The organism is Mycobacteriales bacterium (genome assembly GCA_035995165.1).
Taxonomy (GTDB): Bacteria; Actinomycetota; Actinomycetes; order Mycobacteriales; family CADCTP01; genus CADCTP01.
On record DASYKU010000076.1, the window covers coordinates 1 to 13,392 of the forward strand.

The window sequence follows — 13,392 nt, forward strand, 5'->3', positions numbered from 1 at the left end:
CGCCGACAGCGCCGCCGCGGCCGCCTCGGCGTACCGCGCGGCCCAGTCCTCCCCCGGCAACGCCGACCACACCGCCCGCGCCGCCCGCCCCTCGGCGATCGCCCCCACGAACCCCGCCCCGGCCCGGTACGCCCCCCACCCGCCGACGCCCGCGACCGCCCCCGCAGGCGACCCCGCTGGGCCGGCGTCCGCGGCGGTCCGCGACCCGGGACCGCCGGCCGGAGCGGCCCGCGGCCCTGCCGGGGCGCCATCTCCCGCCGCATCGGCCGGAGCCGGCGACGCCTCGGCCTCCACCCGGGCGTGCCGGGGCGGCAGCGCCAGCCGCAGCACGTCGATCATCGACCCGGCCCAGCGGTCCGCGACCGCCCGGGCCAGCACCGCGACGGCCGGCGACAGCACCGGCTCGGCCGAGGTCGCCCGCTCCACGAACGCCAGCCGGCCCTCGTGCTCGGACCCGGCCACGCGCGAGAGCACGATCGCGTCCACCAGCTGCCCGGCGAACCGCACCCGCACCCGCGACCCGGCCACCACCGAACCGTCCAGCCCGGCCGGCACCAGGTAGTCGAACACCCGATCCAGATGCGCCAGCGGCACATCCACCACCACCCGCGCCACCGGCTCCACCCCGGCCGGCTCCCGCACCTCCGGCCGCCCGGCGCGCCGCGGTGCCGCCGCCCCCGTCCGCCCGGTCACGGCGACGTCTCTACCAGAACCGGCCGACAACGCGACGGGCCGGCCTCCCGCTGGGGAGGCCGGCCCGCCGGATCGTCAGGGGTGCTCAGCCGAGGACGAGGGACTTGAGCTCGTCGGCCTTGTCGGTGCGCTCCCAGCTGAACTCGGGCAGCTCGCGCCCGAAGTGCCCGTACGCCGAGGTCAGCGCGTAGATCGGGCGCAGCAGGTCGAGGTCGCGGATGATCGCGGCCGGGCGCAGGTCGAAGACCTGGGTGATCGCGTCCTGGATCTTGTCGTCGGACGCGGCGCCGGTGCCGAAGGTGTCCACGAACAGGCCCACCGGCTCGGCCTTGCCGATCGCGTACGCGATCTGGACCTCGCACTTGGACGCGAGCCCCGCGGCGACGACGTTCTTCGCCACCCAGCGCATCGCGTACGCCGCGGACCGGTCGACCTTCGACGGGTCCTTGCCGGAGAACGCGCCGCCGCCGTGCCGCGCGTACCCGCCGTAGGTGTCCACGATGATCTTGCGACCGGTGAGGCCGGCGTCGCCCATCGGGCCGCCGATCTCGAACCGCCCGGTCGGGTTGACCAGCAGCCGGTAGCCGCTGGTGTCGATGTCCAGCGCCGCCAGCTCGGGCTCGACCACGTGCTCGCGCACGTCCGGCTCCAGCAGCGTCTTCAGGTCGATGTCGGCCGCGTGCTGCGAGGACACCACGACGGTGTCCAGCCGGGCCGGCTTGCCGGCCTCGTCGTACTGGATGGTGACCTGGGTCTTCCCGTCCGGCCGCAGGTAGGGCACGGTGCCGTCCTTGCGTACGGCGGTCAGCCGGCGGGCCAGCCGGTGCGCCAGCGCGATCGGCAGCGGCATCAGCTCGGGCGTCTCGTCGCAGGCGAACCCGAACATCAGGCCCTGGTCGCCGGCACCCTGCTTGGCGAGCTCGTCGAGCTCACCCTCCTCCCGCGAGGAGTGCGAGGAGTCGACGCCCTGTGCGATGTCGGCCGACTGCGAGCCGATGGACACGCTGACGCCGCAGGACGCGCCGTCGAAGCCCTTCTTCGAGGAGTCGTAGCCGATGGCCAGCACGGTGTCGCGCACGATCGACGGAATGTCGGCGTACGCCTCCGTGGTCACCTCGCCGGCCACGTGCACCTGGCCGGTGGTGATCATGGTCTCGACCGCGACCCGGCTGTGCTTGTCCTCGCGGAGCAGCGCGTCCAGGATCGCGTCGCTGATCGCGTCGGCGATCTTGTCGGGGTGGCCCTCCGTGACGGACTCGGAGGTGAACAGACGCCGGGACAACGGCACTCCTCTAGCGATCGACCTTGCACGTTGACAGGATGTTGCGCGGCAGTCTACCGGCGGACGTGGGGGGTCCCGCATCCGCCGAAATGCCGGCCCACGGCGGGCCGGTCACAGGCCGCCCACCGGACCGGGAGGCCCCATGCGACTCCGCCTGGCTCTGCTCGCCACGACGACCGTGTTCGCGCTGGTCGCGGCCACACCGGCCGGGGCGGCGCCGGCCGCCGGACCCTCCCCGGGTGCCCCTGGCGGCGGTGATCCGTACTTCCCGCAACAGGGCAACGGAGGATACGACGTCCGCTCGTACGGGCTCGACCTCCAGTACACACCGGCGACGCGACGGCTGGACGGGACCGCTGCGATCCGGGCCACCGCGACCCAGGCGCTGAGCCGCTTCGACCTCGACCTGCGCGGGTTCACCGTGAAGTCGGTCACGGTCGACGGACGGCGCGCCGCGTTCGCCCGGACCGGCCAGGAACTGAAGATCACCCCGGCCCGGGCGCTGCGCCAGGGCGCCGGCTTCCTCGTCACGGTCGCATACGGCGGGGTCCCCAAGGTCATCACCGACCCGGACGACTCGATCGAGGGCTTCGTGCCCACGAACGACGGCGCGTTCGTGGTCGGCGAGCCGCAGGGCGCGCCGGGCTGGTTCCCGTCCAACGACACGCCGAACGACAAGGCCGCGTACACGGTCCGGATGACCGTGCCGGCCGGGATCACCGCGGTCGGCAACGGCCGGCTGCTGTCCCAGCGGACGGCGGCCGGGAAGTCGACGTTCGTCTGGCAGGAATCGAAGCCGATGGCGACGTACCTGGCCACGATCACGCTCGGCAGGTTCCAGGTCCACCGCACCACCGCCGGCCGCATCCCGGTGTACGTCGCGCTCGACCCGCAGGAGGCCGCGGCGGCCAAGCCGGTGACCGACAAGATCCCGCAGATCATCGCGTTCGAGCAGTCGGTCTTCGGGCCGTACCCGTTCGAGACGGTGGGCGCGATCGTCGACCACGCCCCGAACGTCGGCTACGCGCTGGAGAGCCAGACCAAGCCCAACTTCGACTCCGCCCCGGACGTCAGCACGCTCGCGCACGAGCTCGCACACCAGTGGTTCGGCGACTCGGTCTCGCTGACGAAGTGGCAGGACATCTGGCTGAACGAGGGCTTCGCGACGTACGCGGAGTGGCTCTGGTCCCAGCACACCGGCGGCAAGACCCCGCAGCAGTTCTTCAACGCCCTGTACGCCACGCCGGCCTCGGACACCGACCTCTGGGTGCCGCCGACCGGCAACCCGGGCGGACCGGCGAACATCTTCGGCACCCCCTCCTACGACCGGGGGTCGATGACGCTGCAGGTGCTGCGCAACCGGATCGGTGACCGGGCCTTCTTCACCGTGCTGAAGACCTGGGCCACCCAGCACCAGTACGGCCACGGCACCACCGCGCAGTTCATCGCGCTGTCCGAGCGGGTCTCGCACCAGAACCTGACCGGCCTGTTCCAGACCTGGCTGTTCACCCCGGGCAAGCCCGGCCTCACCAGGTAGCTAGCTCAGCCTGGCCGCCACCAGATCCCACACGGTGGCGGCCAGGCTCGTCTTCGTACCCCGAGGGATCTCGATCTCGGTGCCGTCCGCGGTCAGGACCACGCCCGAGTTCTCCTTCTGCTCGAACGCCAGCCCCTCGCCGACCGGGTTGACCACCAGCAGGTCGGCGCCCTTGCGGGCGAGCTTGCGCCGGCCGTGCTCGAGCCAGTCGGTCTGCTCGTCGCCGGTCTCGGCCGCGAACCCGGCCACCACCTGACCGGGCCGGCGGGTCGCGAGCAGGTCGGCCAGCACGTCCGCGGTCGGGGCGAGCTCGACCGGCGCCGGCGTCCCCGCGTCCTTCTTGATCTTGGCCGACTCGGCCATGGCCGGGCGGAAGTCGGCCACCGCGGCCGCCATCACCACCGCGTCCTCGTCCGCGGCCGCGGCCAGCGTGACGTCGTGCAACTCGGCCGCGGAGGTCACCCGCAGCACGGTGACGCCGGGCGGGTCGGGCAGCGCCACGTTCGCGGCCACCACCGTGACCTCGGCGCCGCGGGCGGCGGCGACGAGCGCCAGCGCGTACCCCTGGCGGCCGCTGGAGCGGTTGCCGAGGAACCGGACCGGGTCCAGCGCCTCCCGGGTGCCGCCGGCGGTGACGAGCACCCGGCGGCCGGCCAGGTCCTGGGGCAGCGCGTCCGGCCGGTCCACCAGCAGCCGGGCCAGCTCGGCGATCGCCTCCGGGTCGGGCAGCCGGCCCCGGCCGGTGTCGGCGCCGGTGAGCCGCCCGACGGCCGGGTCGAGCACGATCGTGCCGCGCTCGCGCAGGGTGGCGACGTTGGCCCGGGTGGCCGGGTGCGCCCACATCTCGGTGTGCATGGCCGGCGCCAGCAGGACCGGGCAGCGGGCGGTGAGCAGGACGTTGGTGAGCAGGTCGTCGGCCAGCCCGTGCGCGGCGCGGGCCAGCAGATCGGCGGTGGCCGGGGCGACCACGACCAGGTCGGCCTCGCGCCCGAGCCGGACGTGCGGGACCTCCTCGGCCCCGGCCCAGACGTCGGTGTGCACCGGGTGCCCGGACAGCGCGGCCCAGGTCGGCTCGCCGACGAACCGCAGCGCGCCCGCGGTCGGCACCACCCGGACGTCGTGCCCGGTCTCGGTCAGCTCCCGCAGCAGCTCCGCCGCCTTGTAGGCGGCGATCCCGCCGGCGATCCCGAGCACGACCCGCGGGCGTTGCGTCCCAGTCACGTGATCAGCCTAGGCGGTGTGCTGACGGTGCCCGCTGACGGCCGAACCCGACCCGGGCTCACGATGGCGGAGAGCCGAAAGGCCGGCACGGGCAGAGCCCGTACCGGCCGGTGGTGCTGTGGAGCGGACTACTCCGGGACGGCCTCGTGCGTGAGGAGGCCGGCGTTGATCTCGCGGAGCGCGATCGACAGCGGCTTCTCCTGCGGCTGGGTGTCGACCAACGGGCCGACGTACTCCAGCAGACCCTCGCCGAGCTGGGAGTAGTACGCGTTGATCTGCCGCGCGCGCTTGGCCGCGTAGATCACGAGCGCGTACTTCGAGCTGGTGCGCTCGAGCAGCTCGTCGATGGGCGGGTTGGTGATGCCCTCGGGAACTGCGACGGTGCCGGCCAACTGGCGCCTACTTCCTGGAGCTTGGCACTGGATGAGCTATCAAGGATACCAACTCGTCCGCCGCGCGCTCGACCGAGTCGTTGACCAGCGCCAAGTCGAACTCCGACTCCGACGCCAGCTCGATGCGGGCCTGGTCCAGCCGTTCCCGGCGGACCTCCTCGGGCTCGGTGCCGCGGCCGACCAGCCGCCGCTCCAGCTCCTCGAACGAGGGCGGCGCCAGGAACACGAACTGCGCGTCCGGCATCAGCTTGCGCACCTGGCGCATGCCCTGCAGCTCGATGACCAGGAACGCCGGACGGCCCTCGGTGAGGCGCCGCAGCACCGGACCGCGCGGGGTGCCGTAGATGTTCCCCGCGTACTCCGCGTGCTCCAGCAGCTCGCCGGACTCGATCATCGCGGCGATCTCGTCCCGGGTGACGAAGTGGTATTCCACCCCGTCGGTCTCGGTCGGCCGGGGCTTGCGGGTGGTGACCGAGGTGGACACCCAGACCTCCGGGTGCCGGCGGCGGACGGCGGCGAGCACCGCGTCCTTGCCGACACCCGAGGGCCCGGACAGGACCGTCAAGCGCGCCTCGGCCGTCTCCCCGGGTTCAGAGCGGAGCGGCACGGGGTCGAGTATGGCCTCAGGACTCCGCAGCACCGAACTCACGCTCGAGCGCCGTGCGCTGCTTCGCGCCCAGACCGCGGACCCGGCGGGTCGGTGAGATCTCCAGCCGCTCCATGATCTTGGCGGCACGGGCCTTGCCGACGCCGGGCATCGACTCCAGGACGGCGGAGACGCGCATCTTTCCGATGATGTCGTCGTTATCGCCCTGGTTGAGGACCTCGGCGATGGAGAGCCCGTTCTTCTTGAGGCGCTCCTTCACTTCCGCCCGCGCCTTACGGGCCGCGGCAGCTTTCTCCAGCGCGGCAGCACGCTGCTCCGGGGTGAGAGGCGGGAGGGGCACCTGAGTTCTCCTCGAACAAGGGGTGGACGGCTGGCGGCAACTTAGCGAGCGTGAGGCCTCACCGGCAACGTGGCAGGCCCAGATGAGCGACCAACGGCCGGTTCCGGGCGACGGAACAGCCCTCTCGGGCCCAGTTCGGCGGCCAGCCGGCCGGCGGCGGCCCGCAGGCCGTCGGGGTCCGGTCCGGCCGCGAGCAGCTCCCGGGAGACCGCCGGCAGCACGTCCGGCAGGGCCGCGCCGAAGACCGCGGGCAGGTCGCCCGCCCCGGCCCCCTGGGCGCCCAGCCCGGGGGCCAGGATCGGCCCGCGCAGGTGGTCCAGCCGGTGCCCGTGGTCGCGGACGGTGGCGCCGACCACGACCCCGACCGAGCCCAGCGGCCGGCCCTCGGCCGCGTTGGCCGCCGCGACCTCGTCCAGGATCGTCTGCGCGACCGTACGGCCGTCCGGGGCCAGCGCCCGCTGCACGGCCGCGCCCTCCGGGTTGGACGTCAGCGCGAGCACGAACACCCCGCGCCCGTGCTCGTACGCGGCGTCCAGCAGCGGCCGCAGCGACCCGAACCCCAGGTACGGGCTGGCCGTCATCGCGTCCGCGGCCAGCGGCGAGGCCGGGTCCAGGTAGGCCGCGGCGTACCCGGCCGTGGTCGAGCCGATGTCGCCCCGCTTGACGTCGATCAGGCTCAGCGCGCCGGCCTCCCGGATCGCGGCCAGCAGCCGCTCCAGCACCGCGATCCCGCGGCTGCCGAACCGCTCGAAGAACGCCGACTGCGGCTTGAACACCGCGACCCGGTCACCGAGGGCCCCGACCACCGTCATGGCGAACCGCTCCAGGCCGTCCACGTCCGGTGGAAGTCCCCAGGCCCGCAGCAGCGGCAGGTGCGGGTCGATGCCGACGGTCAGCGGCCCGCGCTCGGCCGTCAGCGCGGCCAGCCGGTCGCCGAAGCTCACCATTCCTCGTCCCCCAGACGCCAGGCCGGCTTCGAGCCGGCCACCACCGGCACGGGCGGCCGCGCCGGCTCCGGTTCGGGCGCCCGCGGCCCGACCGGCTCGTGCCCGGCGGCCCGGTGCCCGTAGCCGACCGCCGCCGCGACCGAGCCGAAGCCGCGCTCGGCCAGCGCCGCCTGCAGCTCGGCCAGCACCCGGACCGGTGCGGACGGGTCGCCGAACACAGCCGTGCCGACCGAGACCGCGGACGCGCCGGCGAGCAGGAACTGCAGCGCGTCCAGGCCCGTACGGATCCCGCCCGCGCCCAGGATCGGCACCTCCGGCAGCGCCGCGTGCACCTGCCAGACGCAGCGCACCGCGACCGGCCGGATGGCCGGGCCGGACAGCCCGCCGGTGCCGCCGCCGAGCTGCGGGCGCATCGTCACCGGGTCGATGACCAGGCCCAGCAGGGTGTTGATCAGGGTCAGCCCGTCCGCGCCGGCGTCCACGCAGGCCCGGGCGACGGCGACGATGTCGGTCACGTCCGGCGACAGCTTGGCCAGCACCGGCACCCCGGCCGGCGTCTCCGCCCGGACCGCGGCCACCACCCGGGACGCGGCCAGCGGGTCGCAGGCGAAGACCTCACCCCGGCTCTCCACGTTCGGGCAGGAGATGTTGACCTCGACCGCGACCAGGGCGGGCGCGTCCCGCAGCCGCCGGGCCAGCTCGGCGTAGTCGGCGACCGAGCCGCCCGCGATCGAGACCACCGCCCGGGCGCCGTGGTCGGCCAGCCAGGGCAGGTCGTGGGCCAGGAACGAGTCCACGCCCGGGTTCTGCAGGCCGATCGAGTTGAGCATGCCGCTGGGCGTCTCGGCCATCCGCGGCGTCGGCCGCCCGGCCCGCGGCCGCAGCGTGACCGACTTGGTCACCACCGCGCCGAGCGAGGCGACCGGGGAGAACGGCTCCAGCTCCCGGCCGGCCGCGGCGCAGCCGGACGCGGTCAGCACCGGGTTCGGCAACCGGGCCGAGCCGAGGGAGACGGCGAGGTTCACGGGGCTCACAGCGCCCCCAGCGCGTCCGCGGGCACCGTGCCGACATCGGCCCAGCGGACCCGCTCGTGATCGAAGACCGGGCCGTCCACGCAGGACCGGCTCATCCGGGTCACCCCGTCCTCCCCCACGACCGGCAGCACGCAGGTCATGCAGACCCCGATCCCGCAGGCCATCGACTCCTCCACGGCCACCTGGCACGGCAGCCCGTACGACCCGGCGACCGCTCCGACCGCGCGCAGCATCGGCATCGGGCCGCAGGCGTACACGGCCTGGGCCCCGGTCCGCTCGATCTCGTCCGGCAGCGCGTCGGCGACCGTGCCCTTGCGCCCGTACGACCCGTCGTCGGTGGTGACGGTGACGGCGCCGGCGGTCCGCTTGGCCTCCAGCTCGCCGAAGATCCGGTCGTGGGTGCCGGCGCCGAGCAGGAAGTCGACCCGGCATTCGCGGGCCTGCAGCGCGTCGGCCAGCGAGAACAGCGGGGCCGAGCCGTAGCCGCCGCCGACGAGCAGGGTGCCCGCGGGCGTGGCCGGCAACCGGAACGGCGTCCCCAGCGGGCCGACCACGTCCAGCGGCTCCCCCGGCTTCACCCCGGCCAGCCACTCGGTGCCGCGGCCGTGCACGCCGACCACGATCTGGACGGTCCCCGAGTACGCCCCGACCGGGGTGGCCCGGTAGACCGCGAACGACCGGCGCAGCACCAGCGCCGAGACCGGCCCGCCGACGGACAGCGCGACGAACTGGCCGGACCGGAACCGCTCCGCGATGCCGCCGGCCGCGATCTCGATCAGGTGGTACGCGCCGACCCGCCGCCGGGTCAGCACCTCCCCCCGGACCTGCACGGGCTCCCGCCGGACGGCCACCTCGGTCACTGTGCCGCCCCTGTCCTGCGCAGCTGCTCGTGCAGTTCCTGCAGGGACCGGACCCCGAGCTCGCCCCGGATCAGCGCCTCGACCCCCTGGACACAGGCTGTCATCCCCTGCACCGTCGTCACGCACGGGATGCCGGCCGCGACGGCCGCCGTACGGATCTCGTACCCGTCCAGGCGCGGGCCGGAGTTGCCGGCCGCACCCCACGGTGTGTTGAACACCAGCGCCACGTCCCCGTCCTGGATCCGCTGCACGCAGTCCGGCAGCTCGGGCGTCCCGTGCCGGTAGCGCGGCACGACCTCGACCGGCACGCCGTGCCGGCGCAGCGTCAGCGCGGTGCCCTCGGTGGCCAGGATCGTGAAGCCGAGGTCGGCCAGCCGCATCACCGGCAGGATCGCCGCCCTCTTGTCCCGGTTGGCGATCGACACGAACGCCCGTCCACCCACCGGCAAGGACCCGTACGCGGCCGCCTGGGACTTCGCGAAGGCCATCCCGAACGCGGAGTCCAGCCCCATCACCTCGCCGGTGGAGCGCATCTCCGGGCCGAGCACGGTGTCCACCCCGGAGCCGTCCGCACGGCGGAAGCGGTGGAACGGCAGCACGGCCTCCTTCACCGCCACCGGCGCGTCGGCCGGCAGGTCGCCACCGTCGCCCGTGGACGGCAGCAACCCCTCCTCCCGCAGTTGCGCGAGGGTGGCGCCGAGCGCGATCCGGGCGGCCGCCTTGGCCAGCGGGACCGCGGTCGCCTTGGACACGAACGGCACGGTACGGGACGCCCGCGGGTTGGCCTCCAGCACCGACAGCACGCCGTCCTTCAGCGCGTACTGCACGTTGAGCAGGCCGCGTACGCCGATCCGGGACGCGAGCTCCAGGGTGGCGTGCCGGACCGCGGCGATGTCGGTGGCGCCGAGCGTGATCGGCGGCAGCGCGCAGGCCGAGTCGCCGGAGTGGATGCCGGCCTCCTCGATGTGCTCCATCACGCCGCCGAGGTAGAGCTCGGCGCCGTCGTAGAGCGCATCCACGTCCAGCTCGACGGCGTCGTCGAGGAACCGGTCGACCAGGATCGGGTGCTCGGTCCGGTCGGCCCGGCCGATCTCGGCCAGGTGCCGGACCAGGTAGGACTCCAGCGCGGTCTCGTCGTAGACGATCTCCATGCCCCGCCCGCCCAGCACGTACGAGGGGCGGACCAGGACCGGGTAGCCGACCTCCTCCGCGACCGCCCGGGCCTCGCCGAAGGAGGACGCCGTGCCGTGCCGCGGCGCCGGCAGCCCGGCCGCGGCGAGCACCCTGCTGAACGCCTCCCGGTCCTCGGCCAGGTCGATCGCCTCGGGCTGGGTGCCGAGGATCGGCACCCCGGCGTCCTTGAGCCGCTGGGCCAGCCCGAGCGGGGTCTGGCCGCCGAGCGTGCAGATCACCCCGGCCACGGTCCCCGACCCGCGCTCGGCGTGCACGACCTCGAGCACGTCCTCGAGCGTCAGCGGCTCGAAGTAGAGCCGGTCGGAGGTGTCGTAGTCGGTGGAGACGGTCTCGGGGTTGCAGTTGACCATCACGGTCTCGTAGCCGGCCGCCCGCAGCGCCATCGCCGCGTGCACGCAGGAGTAGTCGAACTCGATGCCCTGCCCGATCCGGTTCGGCCCGGAGCCGAGGATGAGCACCTTGGGCCGGTCCGGCTGGGCCGAGACCTCGCTCTCCTCGTCGTACGTCGAGTAGTGGTACGGCGTGCTCGCGGCGAACTCGGCCGCGCAGGTGTCGACGGTCTTGAACACCGGCCGGATCCCGCACCGCAGCCGCAGCGTCCGCACCCCGGCCTCGCCGGCCAGCTCCGGCCGCAGCGCCGCGACCTGCCGGTCGGACAGGCCGAAGCGCTTGGCCCGGCGCAGCAGCTCCGGGGTGAGCACCGGCGCGTCCGCGACCTCACCGCCGACCTCCCGCACCATCGCGACCTGGTCGACGAACCAGGGGTCGATGCCGCTGGCCTCGGCCACCTCGGCCACGGTGGCGCCGGCCCGCAGCGCCCGCTCGACGGTGTAGAGCCGGCCGTCGGTCGGCACCCGGAGGTCGGCCAGCAGCTCCTCGACCGGGGCCGGCGGGTCGGCGGTCGTCCAGAAGCCGGCCGCGGTGGTCTCCATCGAGCGCAGCGCCTTGCCCAGCGCCTCGGCGAAGTTGCGGCCGATCGCCATCGCCTCGCCCACGCTCTTCATGTGCGTGGTCAGCTCCCGGTCCGCGGTCGGGAACTTCTCGAAGGCGAACCGCGGCACCTTGACCACCACGTAGTCCAGGGCCGGCTCGAAGGACGCGGGCGTCTCGCCGGTGATGTCGTTGCGGATCTCGTCCAGCGTGTAGCCGATCGCGAGCTTGGCCGCGATCTTGGCGATCGGGAAGCCGGTCGCCTTCGAGGCCAGCGCGGACGACCGCGACACCCGCGGGTTCATCTCGATGACGACCATCCGGCCGGTCCCGGGGTGCACCGCGAACTGGATGTTGCAGCCGCCGGTGTCGACGCCGACCTCGCGCAGCACCGCGATCGCCAGGTCCCGCATGGCCTGGTACTCGCGGTCGGTCAGCGTCATCGCCGGCGCCACCGTGACCGAGTCGCCGGTGTGCACGCCCATCGGGTCGACGTTCTCGATCGAGCAGACGACCACGACGTTGTCGTTGCGGTCGCGCATCAGCTCGAGCTCGAACTCCTTCCAGCCGAGCACGCTCTCCTCGATGAGGACCTCGTGCACGGGGCTGGCGGCCAGCCCGGCCGCGGCCATCGCACGCAGCCGCCCGGGGTCGCGGGCCACCCCGGAGCCAGCCCCGCCCATCGTGAACGAGGGCCGCAGCACCACCGGCAGGCCGAGCTCGCCGGCGGCCTCCAGCACCTCGTCCAGCGTCCGGCAGACGGCGCTGCGGGGGACGTCGCCGCCGACCTTGCGGACGATCTCCTTGAACCGCTCCCGGTCCTCGCCGCGCCGGATCGCCTCGACGTCGGCGCCGATGAGCCGGGTGCCGTACCGCTCCAGGACGCCGTTCTCGGCCAGCTGGATCGCGATGTTCAGCGCGGTCTGGCCGCCGAGGGTGGCCAGCACCGCGTCCGGCCGCTCCCGGGCGATGACCTTCTCCACGAACTCCGGGGTGAGCGGCTCGACGTAGGTGGCGTCGGCGAACTCCGGGTCGGTCATGATCGTGGCCGGGTTGGAGTTGACCAGGCTGACCCGCAGGCCCTCGGCCTTGAGCACCCGGCAGGCCTGGGTGCCGGAGTAGTCGAACTCGCAGGCCTGCCCGATGACGATCGGGCCGGACCCGATGACCAGGACGTGCTTCACATCGTCACGCCTGGGCACGGGCCATCAGCCCCTCGAAGCGGTCGAAGAGGTAGGCCGCATCATGCGGCCCGGCCGCCGCCTCGGGGTGGTACTGGACCCCGAACGCCGGCCTGTCCAGACAGGCCAGCCCCTCGACCACGCCGTCGTTGAGGTTCACGTGGGAGACCACGACCCGGCCGAACCCGGTGTCCGACTCCGGCGGCGCGTCCACGGCGAAGCCGTGGTTGTGCGCCGTCACCTCGACCCGGCCGGTGGCGTTGTCGCGCACCGGCTGGTTGATCCCACGGTGCCCGTACCGGAGCTTGTACGTGCCGAAGCCCAGCGCCCGGCCCAGGATCTGGTTGCCGAAGCAGATCCCGAACACCGGGATCCCGGCCTCCAGAACTGTCCGGACAGCCTCGACCGGGCCGTCGGTGGCGGCCGGGTCGCCCGGCCCGTTGCTGACGAACACCCCGTCCGGGTCGAGCGCGAGCAGGTCGGCCGCGGTCGACCAGGCCGGCAGCACGTGCGTCTCGATGCCGCGCCGGGCCATCAGCGCCGGCGTCATCCGCTTGATGCCGAGGTCGAGCGCGGCCACCACCCGCCGCTTCGGCCCCTGCGCCGGGACCACGTACGGCTCCCGGGTGGAGACCTCGTGGGCGAGGTCGGCGCCGAGCATGCCCGGGGCTTCCCGGACGCGGGCCAGCAAGGCCTCCGGATCGGACTCCACAGAGGACAGCCCGACCCGCATCGCCCCGCGCTCGCGCAGATGCCGGGTCAGCGCGCGGGTGTCCACACCGGACACCCCGACCACGCCGGCGTTCTCCAGCTCCTCGTGCAGGGAGCGGCGGGACCGCCAGGAGGACGGGGCCCGGGCCGGGTCGCGCACCACGTACCCGGCGACCTGGACCCGGGAGGACTCCGCGTCCTCGTCGTTGATGCCGGTGTTGCCCACGTGCGGCGCGGTCATCACCACGACCTGCCGGTGGTACGAGGGGTCGGTGAGCGTCTCCTGGTAGCCCGTCATCCCGGTCGAGAAGACGGCCTCGCCGACGGTCTCCCCCACCGCCCCGTACGACTCGCCGCGGAACGTCCGCCCGTCCTCCAGCACGAGCAACGCGCTCACTGTGCTGCCCTTCGTTCGCCTCGTCGGTCGCTGCGCTCCTCGGGCCGCCGCGGGGCGGGCCATCGT

12 protein-coding genes are annotated in these 13,392 nt (G+C 74.0%); 1 reads left to right on the top strand and 11 read right to left on the bottom strand.

Annotated elements, in window-relative coordinates:
- Positions 1-693, bottom strand: a 693-nt coding sequence (locus tag VGP36_12230; GenBank protein HEV7655482.1) for a hypothetical protein, incomplete at its 3' end; no start/stop codon positions are given.
- Between the two features lie 85 nt (positions 694-778).
- Positions 779-1,975 carry a methionine adenosyltransferase gene (gene metK / locus VGP36_12235; GenBank protein ID HEV7655483.1) on the bottom strand — a complete coding sequence of 399 codons (1,197 nt, stop codon included), beginning with the start codon at positions 1,973-1,975 and terminating at the stop codon, positions 779-781.
- A 142-nt stretch (positions 1,976-2,117) separates the two neighbouring features.
- Between metK and VGP36_12240 the strand changes: the two genes are divergently transcribed.
- Complete coding sequence (locus tag VGP36_12240; GenBank protein ID HEV7655484.1) at positions 2,118-3,512, top strand: M1 family metallopeptidase; 1,395 nt, start codon at positions 2,118-2,120, stop codon at positions 3,510-3,512.
- Here VGP36_12240 and coaBC read toward each other — a convergent pair whose 3' ends face one another.
- The 9 genes from coaBC to carA form a co-directional block, all read right to left on the bottom strand.
- A complete protein-coding gene (coaBC, locus tag VGP36_12245) occupies positions 3,513-4,733 on the bottom strand; it encodes a bifunctional phosphopantothenoylcysteine decarboxylase/phosphopantothenate--cysteine ligase CoaBC (protein HEV7655485.1) in 1,221 nt (406 codons plus the stop codon).
- A 128-nt stretch (positions 4,734-4,861) separates the two neighbouring features.
- Positions 4,862-5,125 (bottom strand): DNA-directed RNA polymerase subunit omega, encoded by a 264-nt coding sequence (rpoZ, locus tag VGP36_12250; GenBank protein ID HEV7655486.1) that lies wholly within the window; start codon positions 5,123-5,125, stop codon positions 4,862-4,864.
- A 7-nt stretch (positions 5,126-5,132) separates the two neighbouring features.
- Positions 5,133-5,732, bottom strand: coding sequence for a guanylate kinase (gene gmk / locus VGP36_12255; protein HEV7655487.1), 600 nt, complete (start codon positions 5,730-5,732; stop codon positions 5,133-5,135).
- Positions 5,733-5,748: 16 nt separating this feature from the next.
- Entirely contained in the window at positions 5,749-6,072 is a 324-nt protein-coding gene (gene mihF / locus VGP36_12260; GenBank protein ID HEV7655488.1) for an integration host factor, actinobacterial type, read from the bottom strand.
- A gap of 41 nt (positions 6,073-6,113) precedes the next feature.
- On the bottom strand, positions 6,114-7,019 hold the full coding sequence (pyrF, locus tag VGP36_12265) for an orotidine-5'-phosphate decarboxylase (protein ID HEV7655489.1): 906 nt from the start codon (positions 7,017-7,019) through the stop codon (positions 6,114-6,116).
- Entirely contained in the window at positions 7,013-8,044 is a 1,032-nt protein-coding gene (locus VGP36_12270) for a dihydroorotate dehydrogenase (protein HEV7655490.1), read from the bottom strand. Before VGP36_12270 ends, pyrF begins: the two co-directional genes overlap by 7 nt.
- A gap of 5 nt (positions 8,045-8,049) precedes the next feature.
- The gene (locus tag VGP36_12275; protein HEV7655491.1) at positions 8,050-8,913 is read right to left on the bottom strand and encodes a dihydroorotate dehydrogenase electron transfer subunit; all 864 of its coding nucleotides are present in this window, start codon (positions 8,911-8,913) and stop codon (positions 8,050-8,052) included.
- A complete protein-coding gene (carB, locus tag VGP36_12280; protein HEV7655492.1) occupies positions 8,910-12,239 on the bottom strand; it encodes a carbamoyl-phosphate synthase large subunit in 3,330 nt (1,109 codons plus the stop codon). The genes VGP36_12275 and carB overlap by 4 nt, the downstream gene beginning before the upstream one ends.
- The gene (gene carA / locus VGP36_12285; protein ID HEV7655493.1) at positions 12,226-13,326 is read right to left on the bottom strand and encodes a glutamine-hydrolyzing carbamoyl-phosphate synthase small subunit; all 1,101 of its coding nucleotides are present in this window, start codon (positions 13,324-13,326) and stop codon (positions 12,226-12,228) included. Before carA ends, carB begins: the two co-directional genes overlap by 14 nt.
- Positions 13,327-13,392: the final 66 nt, after the last annotated feature.

Bases quoted from the DNA above. Each gene is read 5' to 3' on its own strand.
- VGP36_12240 (HEV7655484.1), top strand. From the start codon at position 2,118: ATGCGACTCCGCCTGGCTCTGCTCGCCACGACGACCGTGTTCGCGCTG.
- pyrF (HEV7655489.1), bottom strand. From the start codon at position 7,019: ATGGTGAGCTTCGGCGACCGGCTGGCCGCGCTGACGGCCGAGCGCGGG.